The organism is Psychrobacter sp. KH172YL61, assembly GCF_007182895.1.
In the GTDB taxonomy this organism is placed as follows: Bacteria; Pseudomonadota; Gammaproteobacteria; order Pseudomonadales; family Moraxellaceae; genus Psychrobacter; species Psychrobacter pacificensis.
In genome coordinates this window covers 860,459-874,963 of record NZ_AP019516.1, presented here as the reverse complement: position 1 = coordinate 874,963, position 14,505 = coordinate 860,459, and the positions used below count along the sequence as shown (strand labels likewise).

Genomic DNA, 14,505 nt, shown 5'->3' with positions numbered 1-14,505 from the left:
AAAAAGGTTGCGTGTTGTAAGTAAAAAATTGTAGTGGTGAACTAATTTAGGACACTAATAAAATTCAAACATACATCGCCATTCCTTATAACCCTGAGTCGAGAACGGATAATAATTATAAGCGTTGGGCAACTTTTATGACCGCCAAGATCTTGTAGTGGCATAATTAAATCGGCCCATGTTTAAGAGGTTATACTACCCCAAAGAGGATAATTAGTATGACGACCAAACGCCGCGCATATACCCGAGAATTCAAGTTATAGTAGAACCTCAATAAAATTGATACAGCATAGGGGAAACGCGCTCGATTCAACGCTACTTTTCTTGCTTGCTGTGACTGCGTCTCCAGAGGCTGCGAAAAATAACGTTGAATCTTATTGTATCGATTTTATAGTAATCTAACTATATGGTATACGATCTAAGCCTATAGATATAAACTCGTTAAGTTAAAAGCCCTGATACGCCAGATATTCAACGATTCAAAGCAATCGGCTGGCGCTCGTACCATTATCGCCATACTGTGGAATGAACATGGATTCGGTTGACGCGCTACCTAGCGTCTAAGTTTATGAAAGGCATGGGACTAATGAGCTGTCAGCTCAAGACGCATAAATAACAGCAAGCTGATCAAGAACACAAAACCCATGACAATATCTTAGATCGCAACTTTAGCCCAAAAGCGCCTAATCAAGTCTGGACAGGTGATGAACCTATGTCGGTATCAAAGGCGGTTGGTGTTACTTGGCTGTCGTTCTAGACCTGTTTGCACGGCGCGTGGTGGGCTTTAGTGTCTCAGACTCTCCTGATAGCTTTTTGACTGCCAAAGCGCTACAGATGGCGTATCAGACTAGACTCAAGCCTAATGGAGTGCTGTTTCACTCTGATCAAGGCACGCATTATACCAGTCAGAAATTCGCTGAGTCAGTCGCAAGTTGTCATGGCATGGTTCAAAGTATGAGCCGAAAGGGAAATTGTTGGGATAACGCCCCAACTGAACGCTTCTTTAGAAGCTTTAAGACGCAGTGGATGCTAAAGGGCGGCTACGAAGAGATTGCTGAAGCATCAAGTGCTATCACTAACTATATTTGGGGCTATTATCAAGCTGTGAGACCGCACAGCTTCAACAACTCGCTAACACCATTAGAGACAGAGAGACGCTACTTTAATCAAAACCTCTTATTAGGTTTCCTAAATTAGTTGACCACTACAGTCTATATCCAAGAAATAGATTTAGAACGGCTTAAAAGTATATTTCCCTAGTATCGACTATATTTATAAACATTTTTATCCCCTCGTTTTGTGTACTTATAGGTATACTTTGCGAGCGTCATTCGAGGTTTTCAATGCTTAAACAACATAGACAAGCACTGGTAGTTGAAGGCGGCGGCATGCGTGGCGCATTTAGCAGCGGTTTCTTAGACGCCTTTTACAACAACAATTCAATCCTTTTGATCTGTGTGTGGGCGTCTCTTCAGGTTCAACTAACGTTGCTAACTATTTGGCCGCACAACAAGGCCGCACCCTGCATATTTACTTGGATCATTCCCTTCGATCTGAATTTATTCATTATGGCCGTTTCCTTAGAGGCGGTGACTTACTGGATCTAAAGTGGATGTGGGATATAGTGGAGCAAGAATATCCACTGGATCAGGCACAGTTATTTGCCAATCATGCTGAATTTTACATGGTGTTAACACATGCTATTTCAGGACAAGCAACCTACATCAAAGCGGCTAAAGACAATATTTTGGATGGATTAAGGGCATCAAGCTCTATCCCAGTGCTGACCCGCCAAGCGGTCGAGATATTTGGTGAGCCTTATTTTGATGGTGGTGTGGCAGATGCTTTGCCCGTACAGTGGGCGGCTGGGCAAGAGAGTATTGATAAGCTCATGGTCATACGTACTCGCCCGCAAAACTACGCTAAAGCAAGCAGTAAAGGCGATCAGCTATTGGCTAAATATTATACTAAGCAACGATATGGTTTTGCCCAAAGCTTGTTGACGCGAACCCAACGCTACAACGACTCGGTACAATTTTTACAGACGCCATCATCACAGAAAATTTTAGAGATTTGTCCACCCGACTTAAAAAAACATGGCGAGTCGATTGTCCAAAAATAAAGCCAAAAATCCGTTATAGCTATGATGTGGGACTAGAAATTGGACACAAGGCGATTGAAGATTGGCATCAGCTTTAACCTTTTATTTTGTAAAGAAGAGATATTAAATAGAAAACACGGGCTTCAAATATAAGAAATTGGCTTAAATAATCTTAGATAACCTTTGAATCACAAAGGTTAGTAACTAAGCTAAAATAAGATAAGTAATGATATAATGACCCGATAATTGATACTCTATGAAAGGTTTATACGATGGCTCGTACCGCTAGCGCATTGCACATTTTAGTCAAACAAAAAGAGTTGGCAGAAGATATTATGGCCAAGCTCAAAAAGGCGCAGCATTTGATGTGCTGGCCAAACGATACCTCAACCTGTCCATCAGGCAAAAAAGGCGGTCATTTAGGTGAGTTCAAAAAAGGCCAAATGGTAGGACCTTTTGATAAAATCTGCTTCAACGGTGAGCTTTTCACCCCTCATTTGGTAAAAACCAAATTTGGCTGGCATGTGGTCAAAGTGCTTTACAGAACGTAAGCGTTAGACTGTAAAAACGCAAGTCGCCGCTTTAATGACAAGACGACTGAACCATTCAATTTAGGCTTTTTTCTTAGCAAAAAAGCTTTTTATCAGGTAAAACGGTGCTTTATGTATAACAATTCCTCGACTCGTCTCAATAAATACATCAGCGAAAGTGGGATTTGTTCCAGACGCGATGCTGACCGCTTTGTTGAACAAGGTAATGTATACATCAATGGCAAGCGTGCATCGGTGGGTGATCAAGTGGCTGCTGGAGACGTAGTAAAAGTCAACGGACAGCTGATTGAGCCACGCGAGCCTGATGATTTTATTTTTATTGCCTTAAATAAGCCAGTGGGCATTGTCAGCACCACGGAAAGCTCTGAAAAAAACAACATTGTCGATTTTGTGAGACACTCGGTACGTATCTTTCCGATTGGGCGTTTGGACAAAGACTCTCAAGGATTAATTTTTTGACCAATAATGGTGATCTGGTCAATAAAGTATTGCGTGCTGGCAATAACCACGAAAAAGAGTATCTGGTCACAGTAAATAAGCCAATCACGGATAGCTTTATTGAGGGTATGGCGAGTGGCGTGCCAATGCTGGGCAAGATGACAAAAAATGTCCCGTTACTAAGGTAGCACCCAACGTCTTTAACATCACACTCATTCAAGGTTTGAACCGTCAAATCCGCCGTATGTGTGAGCATTTTGGTTATGAGGTCGTCAAGCTTGAGCGTACGCGGATTATGAATGTAAGCCTTAAGGGGCTTCCTGTCGGCGACTGGCGAGACCTGACACCAACAGAGCTGTCTGTCCTGCTTAAAGCTGTCGAAAAATCCTCGTCGCAAGACAATCATTCGGGCAAAAAATCGCGCAATGCACCACGAAAAAACCGCATACTGACGCTCAATCAAAGTCAAAATCCTCTGCAAAATCAGCAGGTGCTGCAAAGGGGCGCAATAAGTACGCCAAGGATGATGCCAGAAAACCAGCAGGTTCTAAAGGTAGAGATGGGCGTCCTGCCAGTCGTGGCAAGAATGCTGCAGGCAATGGTAAACCTGCCACAAACGGCAGACGTCCTTCAAAAGGTCGAGGGTCTAAGCGATAATAATTGTCTAATTTCATCACATCGCTGTCATAGTGATCAAAACGATGAAGATACGACACTTTAAAGAATTAGGGCGATATCCGTTGATAGATATCGCTCTTTTTTTCTTTGTTCAATCCAGTTTATGTGCACAAATCTATATACTACTGACCATCGTGTCAGGTGATAAAATCGCTGCAAGTTCCTCATCATTGAGCAGCTTTTCTTGTTTGACCAGCTCCGCCACGCCTGACCCACTCAGCAACGCATTTCCTGCGATACGACTGGCATTTTCATAACCGATATGTGGTACCAGTGCTGTCACGATACCGATACTGTTTTCGACATGCTGCGCACAGCGAGCTTTATTGGCGGTTATACCTTGAATACAGCGCCCATCGAGCATACGAATCGATTTTTCTAACAGGCGCGCATTGTTTAGTAGGTTATAAACAATCAGCGGCTCCATTGCATTGAGCTGCAGTTGCCCTGCTTCTGCTGCCATGGTAATCGTCATGTCCGTCCCCATTACCTGAAACGCAGCTTGGTTCATGGCCTCAGGAATCACAGGATTGACTTTACCCGGTATAATAGACGAGCCAGGTTGCATCGCTGGCAAGTTAATCTCGCCCAAGCCCGTACGCGGTCCACTCGACAGTAGACGTAAATCGTTGCTCAATTTAGACAGCTTAATAGCTAGGCGTTTGAGCGCACTCGAAAACGTAATAAACGCACCCATATCGGCACTGGCGGCGATCAAATCCTCAGAGAGCGTCACTGGCAGACCACTGATATCCGCGAGCTCACTAATCGCTAAGCGGGCATAACCTTTGGGCGCATTGATGCCCGTACCAATCGCCGTACCGCCCAAGTTCAACTCACATAACTGTAAACAAGCATCTTCGATTCGCGCCGTTTCACTGCCTAGATCACTGGCGAAAGCGTTAAACTCTTGCCCCAACGTCATCGGTACTGCGTCTTGCAATTGAGTACGACCCATTTTTAGAATGCTGCTAAATTCTTTACCTTTGATAGCTAAGCTGTTTTGTAGCTTGATAATGGCCTATTGCAGTGGTTTTGCCGCAAATACCATCGCCAAACGTGCCGCGCTTGGATAGACATCATTGGTCGACTGAGAGCGATTGACGTCATTGTTGGGATGGAGATGACTATACTGACCATACTCAAACCCCATCTTTTTTAAGCCAATATTGGCAATCACTTCATTGGCATTCATGTTGGTTGACGTGCCCGCCCCGCCTTGGATGAGATCAACAATAAACTGCTCATGATGCTCGCCTTGTATCAGATCGCTACACGCATCAGTGATGGCGCTAAGCTTCTCTTCACTGAGTAGACCGTGTTGATAATTGGCTTTGGCAGCAGCCGCTTTCACCATTGCCAGTGCTTTGATCAAATCAGGAAAATGGCTAATTGGCATGCCAGTAATATCAAAATTTTGCGCGGCGCGTTGGGTTTGGATTCCGTATAGTGCGGTTGCAGGAACGGCTTGCTCACCCAATAAATCTTTTTCAATGCGAGTATGGGCTTTATTATCGATAAGGTTATCTGTATTTTCCATATTTTTATAACTTCTTAGACATAAGAGAGATTTAAGAAGTAGGCCGACAAAAATGACTCTGTTAAGTGTTTTGTCTTGGCGCTACTCAATATGAGCGCCATCGTAACCGAGAATTTAGTACAAGAAAAACGCAAATATTTCGCTCTCAGCCCCAAAAATTTTGCTGCTTAATAAAAAATATGACAGATTAGGTTGTTCTATAAAAAAGAATGAGCACTTTTACAGTAGTTCTTTTGGAAAAAATTTATATGGCAAGAAAGATTTTATGAGAAAGCTTATTGGTTGAAAAAGTGGATTAATCGCTAATTATACGTGCCGAAAGTAAAAACCTAGCTTCAGTGACAAAGGTTTATAAGACTCTTGACTCACTTACAGCCCCAACACCTGCTTTAGAGCATTGATTTGTGGCTGCTGACGATCGGTATAACGATATGCCAATACAACCTCGCGCACCAAACTGTTATCCCCTAAATGGTGAATTTGAACGGGCGGCGTACTTCTAATCCATAGCCCAGCATACGGAATCAAAGCCACCCCCAGCCCCGACTCCACCATCCGAACGATCGCATCCAGATCATTAATCTCCATGATCGTATTTACCTTGATGTCCTGTTGTTTAAAGAACTTGTTTATCTTTGCGCCTGCTGAGGACTGTAAGGTGTAATGGATAAAAGGATGCTGCTCAAGCGTTTGTCTGAGGCTATGAAAGGGCCATTTTTAGGGCTAATGAGCACGTAGGGTTCGGTCATAATGGACTGCGTCACAATATCTTTTGGCAAGGCAAATGCTGGCTGTATGGTAATTGCCGCATCTATCTCCCCAACTTCTAGTTTCTCAAATAACTCTACAGCACGCCCGGGGACAATTTCCGTCTGCATTAAGGGGGCAAGTAACGTAATCGCTTTTAGTGCCTCTGGCAAGATACCCACTTGCACGGAATTGATCGAGCCAATCCTAAGCTGCCCGTAATAGCTGGCAATATCGGTATCTGTGGACAACTGCATTGTTGAATAAAGCGCCAAAATCTCTTTGGCGATCGGTAATACGCGCGTGCCTTGCGGATTGAGCGTAATGGCACGAGCAGAGCGGGTAAATAAAGATAACCCTAGATTGTCTTCCGGGTTTTTATTTGGGCGCTGACCGCAGACTGGGTCAAGTTGATGTGCCGAGCAGCGGCAGCAAAGCTGTCTAACTCGCAAACGGCCACAAAGGTTTTAAGCTCTCTTATCATTGATATCACCACACTTATAAGTTATGTCTGACATTTGAATACGGTCTAATTTATCTCAAAGTGGTTAGTATCTCTTCATTAAAAATGGACCATTACACCAGTACCGTGACTCTCAAGGTCTACTAGTTGACCTTTGTTTACTCCTCTGTTAGATTTTAAAATGATACATAATGTATCATTTTATTTGACCTAAGTTTGATTTAAGTAAGCCGTTATCTCTACGTGATTACCCTATCACTATACTTTTCTCATCACTCTTTTCATCGTTGGACTGGTGATATTGAGTTCATGCTAAGGATAGCTATTATGAACAACCGTCTATTAGATTTTTCGTGGAGCAGGAGTTACCATCCAAAAACCACTATGAAAAGCATGGACTGTTAAAGGCCTAATTCTATCACCCAAATAAAGATTACAAAAACAGCCCATCGTTTTCATCGATGGATCAATACCTTTTATAAAATGTCTTTTTATAAGAAGAATAATGAGCCGCAACCATTATAGTTCACCGCCTATTTTCCATGGAAGGAAATCAAAATCATGAGCATTTTTGCTATTTTGTTGTCTTTGTCCCTCTTAATGTATTTTGCCTATCGAGGCGTGAGCGTCTTAGTTTTGGCACCTCTACTCGCTATCTTGGCAGTGGTATTAAGTGGGCAGAGCAGCCAAACGATGGTGATCTATACTGAAGTCTTTATGCAAGGTCTTGGCGGCTTTGCTGTCAAATACTTCCCCCTATTTATCTTGGGGGCTATTTTTGGCAAATTGATGGAAGATTCTGGTTACGCCTGTAGCGTCGCCCGCAATTCTTAACGCACTAGAAAATTACTGGTTGTTATAGTGATGTAATAATAGAAGGTCTAGGATGGTTAGCAGATGTCATTGCTAAAAAATTCGATTATAGTAGATATTCCTTATAATAACTGCTACTTACAGTAGCTACTAATAGCATTCATCCACATAGACTGAGGGATTAAATCATGAAAACATTAGGATTATGTATTGCCGCAGGACTGGGCTTAAGCGCTTGTGCGAGCGGTGGAACGATGGGTAACACCAACCCAAACAACATAGTGACCGAGTACCCTGTTGAGACCGCCATGCTCAATATCTATACCAAACAACGTAGTGAAAATTTGGTTGCCACTATCGGCAATCAAACGGCCTCAGCAGATATTCAAGTCACGCCTAAAGGCAACATGGTTTTCAATAATAAAAAGGTACAAGGTACTGAGATCAACACGATCAATAAAGTGAACAATCAAATCACTAACCATTCAGTCGCTATCAATTACTTCACCTTGAACCCTTTGGTATTTCACGGTTTTACAGACAGCACAGGCAAATACTCAGTCTCAAATCAAACGACCACTATCCCCAAAATGGCGACGGTGGGCGACTCAAACAAATTGATTACTGAAAATGTCTATACGGACAGTCGTATGCGCCAAAAAATCGGCACCTATAACCAAAACTGGTCCCTAACGCGAGACAGCAATCAGACCGCATGGTTCTGTATCGAAACCTCAGACAACATGCTTGCTGGTGGCACCTCTGAAGGCAGCTCAAAAGAATGCTACAAAATCAATGCCAAAGGCGACATACTTGCGAGCAAAGTCACTATCGTACCGCCAGCTGGTAATGGCGGACAGACGATTACGTTTAACAGCCAGTAAGCAGTTCTATGTATCAACCATTTCTTTCATTGGTCGTTCATAGAGTCAGGTGATAAAAGTATGAAAAAAGGAGCTGAATTATCAGCTCCTTTTTATAGCTTATTGAGCATAACTTAACCACTGCCCTCGCTAATGGTGAAATGGCCAATGGTTAAATAATATTGACCTCATAACTAAATTTTTCTGCCAATCCATAAGATTCTCTATATTCGATAGGGTCCCCTTCTAGGTTTTTAGCAACGCGGCATACTTTTACCAAGTTTTCTTGTTCGGTATTGTCCAGATAAGGGTCTATATGATTGGAGATAAAAAACAGCATTTCTACGGCAGATGAGACAAACTGACCGCACTTTTTGTAATAAAAAGGATCCTGTGGGCTTTTTCATTGCCTTTATGAGCACGTTGGTGGGTGGCCTAGGTCCCATTCTTAACCCTTTTATATGAACGCAGGTCTAGAAAAAGAGAATCTTATTGCGACCAAAACGGCGAATTCTTTTTTTGTCGGTATTGTGCAAGTCGTCAGCTACGCCTTTTTTGGCATACTCACAGTCAAGATCTGTGTGTATGGTCTGGTATTAGGACTGGGTGCCGTTATTGGCAACGTCATTGGCAAACACTTTTTGGCTGGCATCAGTATTAGTCAGTTTAGAATAATGCTGCTGATACTAATGGTGATGAGTGGTCTAATAATGATTATAAGAAACATAAACGTACTGTTTTAATAAGCCTATCACTCGATACCGTAATTATGTCACGCAAATTCTTATAAATACGGCTATTTATTCTTTATTAAAGATAATGCTCAATCATATGCTGACTTGATATAGCATCTTAATCAGAATACTTTACATCATCATGCGCCAGCCTCTAAACTTGGCAAAGAAACCCTTCAATCTTTCAGAAAAATTAAAAGTCTCAGCTTCTGGTACTTCTTCAACATGATGACGCGTTGCTAATATCGGCTGCTGTACCAGTCTTTCGTGATGCTCAAACGCGCGGTCCAGACTGATACTCATAATAGAGAAGTTGGTAGGACGTGGCAGACAGCGATATACCTGCCCTTTATTGATGAGATCAATCACCATGTGAGCGTCTTTAAATTCAGTCAACATCAGCACCATCAGATCGGGCTGGATATTTTTTAGAGCGTAGACAATAGGAGTAATATTTTCTTCGTTGAGCGTCGCATCCGTGATGGTGACACCAAACTTCTTTTTTTGTAGTAACTTCGCAGCCTGCTCGAGGTTGCTTGCCCAGCTCACTGTATAAGTACTTTTAAACTGATTTTTTATTTCTTGATAAATACTCTCATCATCATCTAATACCAGTATATTCCTTTTGCTACTAGCATTCATAAAACTCTGAGATTCATCACCTTGCTTCATATTTTGGGTAATATCTTGCGTTTGCTGAGCAATCTCTGTGGCTTTATTTACGATCTTTTTGAGCTCATCATTTTGCCAAGGCTTGGTGATATAACGGTAAATCTCTCCGTCATTGACCGAGTCAATCACCGCATTGAGATCCGCATAGCCTGTTAGCAAGATACGAATGGTATTGGGTGACGCTTCTTTAATATCACGCAAGACTTCCGTCCCTTGCTTATCAGGCATACGTTGGTCACTGATGACCACTTGTACATCGTGCTCGCTGACATATTTCATAAGCTCAGTGGCATCGGTGGTGGTAAATACATCGTGCGACTGGCGAAAATGCATTTTTAGACTGCGTAAAATGCGCGGCTCATCATCGATAAAGGCAATTTTTGGTTTTTGCATGAGGCTCTCTTTAGGTGAGTGGTGAGAAGTATTTCAACCTTCAAATAAGGCTTTGGAGGGTTTATTTTCATAAGTTTTTGACTGTATTGGCAGCATAATGGTAAAAGTTGTGCCCTCGCCGACGATTGAGCTCGCTGCAATACTGCCGCCATGCTGCTCAATAATTTGCGTGCTGATCGCCAGCCCTAAACCCGTTCCATCGCCTGCTTTTTTGGTGGTAAAAAACGGCTCAAAGATACGCTCTAAAGCCTGCTCGTTGATACCGATACCATTATCTGTGACCTGCACCACTACCTGCGACTGCGTCTCATCGACAGCTGATGTGATATGCAACTCGCCTTTTTGATCAGGCGCTATGGCTTGAGCGGCATTATTGAATAAATTTAATAGCACTTGATTGATTTGCGAGGGGTTACATTGAGTCAGCGGCAGTGTCGCTAGGTTGGTCGTAATATCTAGGGTTTTGAGGTTATTGCGCGCCATGACCAGCGAGGTGGTGATACAGTCATTGATATCGACGTCTTTTACTTTTGATTCATCAATTCTAGAAAAGTCGCGCAAACTTACCACCAACTCAGCTATCTGATCGACCCCGTACAAGCTGTCTTTGATCAAATCGGCCAAGTCCTCACTGACTTCATCTTCTTTGATCTCTTCACAGCATTGTAGAGTTTGAGCCGTCAATTGTGCTACTTGCGCTTGGTCAGCACTAGAGTCTTTTAGCGCCTGCAATAGCTGGTCAGTCTGGCTGATCAGCTCATCGAAACGCGTCAAGTTATCACCGACCAGTTCGATATTACTGCGTACATAGCCCAGTGGTGTGTTGACCTCGTGCGCCACGCCTGCCACCATTTGACCCAAGGTTGCCATTTTTCGGAGCGCACTAATTGTACTTGTGAGGCTTTTAGCTCATCCATCGCTTGCTGTAGATCTTGGGTACGGGCAGCAACTTGTTTTTCTAGATGGACGTTGATCTCGGCAAGCGCGCCTTCGTTTTCGACGACACGATCAATCAGTTGGTTGGTCTGCTCACTGATGATCTGAATTTCGCTCACGCTTGAGCTGGGCAGCTTATGTGCGAGCAGTTTCTGATATTGTTTTTGTTCAATCAAAGCGCCCATCTCAGCCACCAAAAGCGACATACGTTGTAATGGACGAGTAAAATACTGACGGAACACCCATGCCGTTAATAATAAAATAGGGATAAAGCCCAGTAGCATGGCTTGAATCAGCTGGTTCGATAGCGCATTGGCAACACTGAGCAGATCACTATTGGTTTGACGATCACCATTTTCCAGTAAGTAAATGGCATGCGAAAGACGAAGGCTGTGGCTGGCTGCTGCAAGACAAAATCATTGGGTACGTCGATGGTATCGACCAGATGGCTGTCGACTAAATTGAAAGTTTGATCGATATTTAATAACAGCAACGCCGAGAGTAGCTCAGACTCTTGCTCACTTATTTTGCCCAGATTGGTCGTACTCAAAATACTACGCGCCGCCAAGGTAAAACGGCTTTCATCTTTGGCAGTAGCATCATCAATGAGCGTATCGTTAATGCGACCCAAACTGTCCGCGATAGGCGCAAAACTCGGATTGATAGCCGCCAACTGACTGGCGTTCATCATCTCACCTTGTGGATTGTTGGCGGTGGTTTGAGTGACGAGCGACTGATCAGGAAAAGTTAGGAATCGATTGTCCAAGTCAACCAAAAAGACATAGCCGCCTATTTTTTCTTGCCACCTCTTCATGGCGGCATCAAGATTGTCCAATAATAAGTTAAAACTCACCACGCCATCAAACGCTTGATTAGTACTGTTGTACAATGCTTTAGCACAAGTCATCATCGGCTGATTGCTGGTGGGATCGATGTATGCCCGACTCCAGACGCAGTGATCATGATTGGCGTACAACGCTGGAATATACCACCAGTCTCGATAATAAGCATTGGGCGTTTGACTTACTTGGTCATAGCGCGTCACTGACTGCATGCTGCCTGTCTCATCGCGCGCCCATACAAACGACTGACGCTCTTGACCTTGGGCATACATATTTGGGTCAAACCATACCCCGCCACCCACGATTCTTTGATCCATTTGTTGCATGAGATTGCCAAAGGTTTCTTGGTAAAGTGCATCCTCTTTAGGTAGACCGCCCGCCATCGTACTGCTTGCTTTTGCCAGCCCATCGACATGGTTGATACTCACCATGATACTGTTGATGACTTCGTTACCTGTTTCAACCACAGTCTCTGATGTCATCTCCATAATGCGCGGCTTGCCTTGGGTTTCCAATGACCAAGTACACCATGAGGATAATCAGCAAAAAAGCCAACGCTAAAATAATCAGCATACGGGTAGAGATACTACCAAGCCTGCCAGCAACGCTCATACACACACCTTTTATCTACGCATCAACTGCTATCAATGAATCTCTTAATGGATATCAATCTCTGTGACACACAGCAACTATTTATAATGGGCATAAGAATACGGCTCATTTATGAACATATGATGACAAAAAAAATACAAGTTGATAGAGGCGGATTAATTTAAAAACCGGTGATAGCACACAAAGGGAATGAGGAGTCAAAATAAGACCCTGACAGATAGAATGCTTATAGGGAGGTAAAAACAGGAAACAAAAAGCAGCGCATCAAACGATGTGCTGCTTTTTTTTGGTGCGACGGTTGTTGATGGCGTATAGATTGCAAACACTAGATAATAAACCTTACCTGAGCGTCTTTTATATACTCATACTGACCACGCTCTTGATGGTAATACTCACCTAACGCTGCCCATATGTAATCACTCCTCAAACGATGGGTCAGTACGGCGTAGCTTTCTTAATAAGGCAGGCCATGCGATATCACCATTCGCTCCTCTGGTCACCTGCTTCGATGCCGCTTGAATACCAGCCAATATTTGTGCTGGTATCGGCGTCAATGCGCTGCCACCGCTTTGCGCCTTGATTTGAATCTCGCAGGCGTTTTGTAAAATATACATATTCAAAAACGCATCAGCGACGGTGTCGGCACAAGTGAGCAGACCGTGATTGCGCAAGATCATAAAGTTAGCCTTGCCTAAATCAGCGACCAAGCGGACTTTTTCTTCTGGGTTAAGTGCAACGCCCTCGTAATCGTGATATGCCAAGTTAGATAACGGAAATAATGACTGCTGCGAGATGGGTGGTAGGCCTTGCTCTTGCGCCGAGACCGCTACGCCATCGCTAGTATGCAGATGAATCACGCAGTGCGCATCATCACGGGCTTCGTGTACGGCACTATGAATAATAAACCCGGCTGGATTGACATTGAACGCTGATGGCGAGACCTTTTCGCCCGCTTTGTTGACTTTGACTAGGCTGGAAGCGGTGATCTCTTCAAATAGCATGCCATAAGGATTGATTAAAAACTCATCTTCTGTCCCTGGTACGCGGGCTGAGATATGGGTAAATACCAGATCATCCCAGCCATAGGACGCAATCAAGCGATAACAAGCAGCAAGATTTACTCGCATCTGCCACTCTTGTTCGCTCATATTATGGTGTACACTCGATGTTGAATCAGTTTGTGTGGTCGTTTTTATCGCTGTTTGCATTGTATAGTCCTTTACAGTTGTGAATAGTCCGAATAATTACTCTACACCATTCTTCAAACCCAAATCTGTCAAAAACATGACACTTATGAATATCAATCATCATTTAAATAACGACCCTTGGTTTGCTGACTTGCCAACCGACGTGCAAGCGCTACTAGCGTATAACGCTGTGCTAAAGGTATACCAAAAAAGCCAAATGATTCATGCTATTGGTGACAATGATGATGCGGCGCTGCACTTTGTCGTATCGGGTACGATTAGAGTCTGCAATGTGAGCACTAGCGGCAATGCCATGACCCTCGCTCACCTATCTAGTGGCGAGTGGTTTGGTGAGATCTCTATCATAGATGATAATCCTCGCACCCACGATGCATGGACGATTAATAAGGTTACGTTGATTTCTATCCCCAGAAAGGTGGTAATTCAAACGGCGCAACAGTATCCAATTTTATACAAGCACCTCGCGCTCATCACTTGTGCGCGTATTCGTAGAGCCTTTGACTGGATTGATGACGCTACCTCGTTGAGTACATCGGCAAGACTGGCGAGTATGCTTGTAGGGCTGATTGGTAATTATGGCAAGCAGATGGATGGCGATATAAAGATAGATTTGCGCTTATTACAAGAAGAGCTTGGCTTTATGCTCGGTACCACCCGACAAACCATCAATAAAATCATTCAGTCTTGGCAAAAACAGGAATTCATAGATATGCACTATGGTTTTATTACTATAAAGAATCAGTCTGAGTTAAAAGCAATCATGAATCCTGAATAATTTGAATATCTATAAAATCTGTCCGTAAAATTTTATATAAACCACTCAACACCTCGCAAACTAGCATCAGCATCAAAGCTGCCACCTTAACATCTTCTTAACAGCACACTTGTTATGGTAAGGAATGACGTTTCCTACC

17 protein-coding genes and 4 pseudogenes are annotated in these 14,505 nt (G+C 43.3%); 10 read left to right on the top strand and 11 right to left on the bottom strand.

Annotation, left to right across the window (positions count from 1 at the left end; all coding sequences use genetic code 11):
* The first annotated feature begins 741 nt into the window (after positions 1 to 741).
* The 6 genes and pseudogenes from PKHYL_RS04615 to PKHYL_RS17175 all read left to right on the top strand — a co-directional run bounded on the left by PKHYL_RS04615 (position 742) and on the right by PKHYL_RS17175 (position 3,811).
* Positions 742 to 1,197 (top strand): DDE-type integrase/transposase/recombinase, encoded by a 456-nt coding sequence (locus PKHYL_RS04615; RefSeq protein ID WP_240366107.1) that lies wholly within the window; start codon positions 742 to 744, stop codon positions 1,195 to 1,197.
* Positions 1,198 to 1,343: 146 nt separating this feature from the next.
* Positions 1,344 to 2,199 (top strand): annotated as a pseudogene (locus PKHYL_RS04610) (patatin-like phospholipase family protein).
* Between the two features lie 174 nt (positions 2,200 to 2,373).
* Positions 2,374 to 2,652, top strand: coding sequence for a peptidylprolyl isomerase (locus PKHYL_RS04605; RefSeq protein ID WP_240366106.1), 279 nt, complete (start codon positions 2,374 to 2,376; stop codon positions 2,650 to 2,652).
* A 111-nt stretch (positions 2,653 to 2,763) separates the two neighbouring features.
* On the top strand, positions 2,764 to 3,111 hold the full coding sequence (locus tag PKHYL_RS17185; protein ID WP_269778252.1) for a S4 domain-containing protein: 348 nt from the start codon (positions 2,764 to 2,766) through the stop codon (positions 3,109 to 3,111).
* A complete protein-coding gene (locus PKHYL_RS17180; RefSeq protein WP_269778251.1) occupies positions 3,108 to 3,278 on the top strand; it encodes a hypothetical protein in 171 nt (56 codons plus the stop codon). The genes PKHYL_RS17185 and PKHYL_RS17180 overlap by 4 nt, the downstream gene beginning before the upstream one ends.
* Positions 3,279 to 3,313: 35 nt before the next feature.
* Entirely contained in the window at positions 3,314 to 3,811 is a 498-nt protein-coding gene (locus PKHYL_RS17175; protein ID WP_269778250.1) for a hypothetical protein, read from the top strand.
* 72 nt (positions 3,812 to 3,883) lie between these two features.
* On the opposite strand, the pseudogene PKHYL_RS04595 reads toward PKHYL_RS17175, so the two are convergent.
* The 4 genes and pseudogenes from PKHYL_RS04595 to PKHYL_RS18545 all read right to left on the bottom strand — a co-directional run bounded on the left by PKHYL_RS04595 (position 3,884) and on the right by PKHYL_RS18545 (position 6,539).
* A pseudogene (locus PKHYL_RS04595) lies at positions 3,884 to 5,308 on the bottom strand (aspartate ammonia-lyase).
* Between the two features lie 369 nt (positions 5,309 to 5,677).
* On the bottom strand, positions 5,678 to 5,941 hold the full coding sequence (locus PKHYL_RS17170; protein ID WP_269778311.1) for a LysR substrate-binding domain-containing protein: 264 nt from the start codon (positions 5,939 to 5,941) through the stop codon (positions 5,678 to 5,680).
* On the bottom strand, positions 5,938 to 6,312 hold the full coding sequence (locus tag PKHYL_RS17165) for a LysR substrate-binding domain-containing protein (protein WP_442966144.1): 375 nt from the start codon (positions 6,310 to 6,312) through the stop codon (positions 5,938 to 5,940). Before PKHYL_RS17165 ends, PKHYL_RS17170 begins: the two co-directional genes overlap by 4 nt.
* Before the next feature lie 101 nt (positions 6,313 to 6,413).
* The gene (locus PKHYL_RS18545; protein WP_442966116.1) at positions 6,414 to 6,539 is read right to left on the bottom strand and encodes a helix-turn-helix domain-containing protein; all 126 of its coding nucleotides are present in this window, start codon (positions 6,537 to 6,539) and stop codon (positions 6,414 to 6,416) included.
* 540 nt (positions 6,540 to 7,079) lie between these two features.
* Here PKHYL_RS18545 and PKHYL_RS04585 point away from each other — a divergent pair.
* Together PKHYL_RS04585 and PKHYL_RS04580 are read left to right on the top strand one after the other, a co-directional pair.
* A pseudogene (locus PKHYL_RS04585) lies at positions 7,080 to 7,340 on the top strand (GntP family permease); the annotation flags it as partial.
* Between the two features lie 179 nt (positions 7,341 to 7,519).
* Positions 7,520 to 8,215, top strand: coding sequence for a hypothetical protein (locus PKHYL_RS04580; protein ID WP_071002038.1), 696 nt, complete (start codon positions 7,520 to 7,522; stop codon positions 8,213 to 8,215).
* A gap of 151 nt (positions 8,216 to 8,366) precedes the next feature.
* Here the strand turns inward: PKHYL_RS04580 and PKHYL_RS04575 are convergent.
* Positions 8,367 to 8,582: pseudogene (locus PKHYL_RS04575) on the bottom strand (GntR family transcriptional regulator); the annotation flags it as partial.
* Between the two features lie 73 nt (positions 8,583 to 8,655).
* Between PKHYL_RS04575 and PKHYL_RS04570 the strand changes: the two are divergent.
* Complete coding sequence (locus PKHYL_RS04570) at positions 8,656 to 8,937, top strand: TSUP family transporter (RefSeq protein ID WP_240366105.1); 282 nt, start codon at positions 8,656 to 8,658, stop codon at positions 8,935 to 8,937.
* Between the two features lie 123 nt (positions 8,938 to 9,060).
* Here PKHYL_RS04570 and PKHYL_RS04565 read toward each other — a convergent pair whose 3' ends face one another.
* From PKHYL_RS04565 to PKHYL_RS04540, 6 genes are all read right to left on the bottom strand, one after another.
* The gene (locus tag PKHYL_RS04565) at positions 9,061 to 9,993 is read right to left on the bottom strand and encodes a response regulator (protein ID WP_071002039.1); all 933 of its coding nucleotides are present in this window, start codon (positions 9,991 to 9,993) and stop codon (positions 9,061 to 9,063) included.
* A 33-nt stretch (positions 9,994 to 10,026) separates the two neighbouring features.
* Entirely contained in the window at positions 10,027 to 10,863 is an 837-nt protein-coding gene (locus PKHYL_RS04560; protein WP_240366104.1) for a sensor histidine kinase, read from the bottom strand.
* Entirely contained in the window at positions 10,764 to 11,213 is a 450-nt protein-coding gene (locus PKHYL_RS04555) for a hypothetical protein (RefSeq protein WP_240366103.1), read from the bottom strand. The genes PKHYL_RS04560 and PKHYL_RS04555 overlap by 100 nt, the downstream gene beginning before the upstream one ends.
* Positions 11,214 to 11,221: 8 nt before the next feature.
* Positions 11,222 to 12,259, bottom strand: coding sequence for a cache domain-containing protein (locus PKHYL_RS04550; RefSeq protein WP_240366102.1), 1,038 nt, complete (start codon positions 12,257 to 12,259; stop codon positions 11,222 to 11,224).
* Positions 12,231 to 12,383, bottom strand: coding sequence for a hypothetical protein (locus tag PKHYL_RS04545; RefSeq protein WP_240366101.1), 153 nt, complete (start codon positions 12,381 to 12,383; stop codon positions 12,231 to 12,233). Before PKHYL_RS04545 ends, PKHYL_RS04550 begins: the two co-directional genes overlap by 29 nt.
* 416 nt (positions 12,384 to 12,799) lie before the next feature.
* Positions 12,800 to 13,591 carry a class II aldolase/adducin family protein gene (locus PKHYL_RS04540; protein ID WP_240366100.1) on the bottom strand — a complete coding sequence of 264 codons (792 nt, stop codon included), beginning with the start codon at positions 13,589 to 13,591 and terminating at the stop codon, positions 12,800 to 12,802.
* 85 nt (positions 13,592 to 13,676) lie between these two features.
* On the opposite strand from PKHYL_RS04540, the gene PKHYL_RS04535 reads away from it, so the two are divergent.
* Positions 13,677 to 14,366, top strand: coding sequence for a Crp/Fnr family transcriptional regulator (locus PKHYL_RS04535; RefSeq protein WP_212564292.1), 690 nt, complete (start codon positions 13,677 to 13,679; stop codon positions 14,364 to 14,366).
* Positions 14,367 to 14,505: the final 139 nt, after the last annotated feature.

Bases quoted from the DNA above. Each gene is read 5' to 3' on its own strand.
- PKHYL_RS04605 (WP_240366106.1), top strand. From the start codon at position 2,374: ATGGCTCGTACCGCTAGCGCATTGCACATTTTAGTCAAACAAAAAGAG.
- PKHYL_RS04550 (WP_240366102.1), bottom strand. From the start codon at position 12,259: ATGGAGATGACATCAGAGACTGTGGTTGAAACAGGTAACGAAGTCATC.
- PKHYL_RS04555 (WP_240366103.1), bottom strand. From the start codon at position 11,213: ATGCTACTGGGCTTTATCCCTATTTTATTATTAACGGCATGGGTGTTC.
- PKHYL_RS17165 (WP_442966144.1), bottom strand. From the start codon at position 6,312: ATGCAGTTGTCCACAGATACCGATATTGCCAGCTATTACGGGCAGCTT.
- PKHYL_RS04565 (WP_071002039.1), bottom strand. From the start codon at position 9,993: ATGCAAAAACCAAAAATTGCCTTTATCGATGATGAGCCGCGCATTTTA.
- PKHYL_RS04580 (WP_071002038.1), top strand. From the start codon at position 7,520: ATGAAAACATTAGGATTATGTATTGCCGCAGGACTGGGCTTAAGCGCT.
- PKHYL_RS04535 (WP_212564292.1), top strand. From the start codon at position 13,677: ATGAATATCAATCATCATTTAAATAACGACCCTTGGTTTGCTGACTTG.
- PKHYL_RS04560 (WP_240366104.1), bottom strand. From the start codon at position 10,863: ATGGCAACCTTGGGTCAAATGGTGGCAGGCGTGGCGCACGAGGTCAAC.
- PKHYL_RS04545 (WP_240366101.1), bottom strand. From the start codon at position 12,383: ATGAGCGTTGCTGGCAGGCTTGGTAGTATCTCTACCCGTATGCTGATT.
- PKHYL_RS04570 (WP_240366105.1), top strand. From the start codon at position 8,656: ATGAACGCAGGTCTAGAAAAAGAGAATCTTATTGCGACCAAAACGGCG.
- PKHYL_RS04540 (WP_240366100.1), bottom strand. From the start codon at position 13,591: ATGCAAACAGCGATAAAAACGACCACACAAACTGATTCAACATCGAGT.
- PKHYL_RS18545 (WP_442966116.1), bottom strand. From the start codon at position 6,539: ATGATAAGAGAGCTTAAAACCTTTGTGGCCGTTTGCGAGTTAGACAGC.
- PKHYL_RS17185 (WP_269778252.1), top strand. From the start codon at position 2,764: ATGTATAACAATTCCTCGACTCGTCTCAATAAATACATCAGCGAAAGT.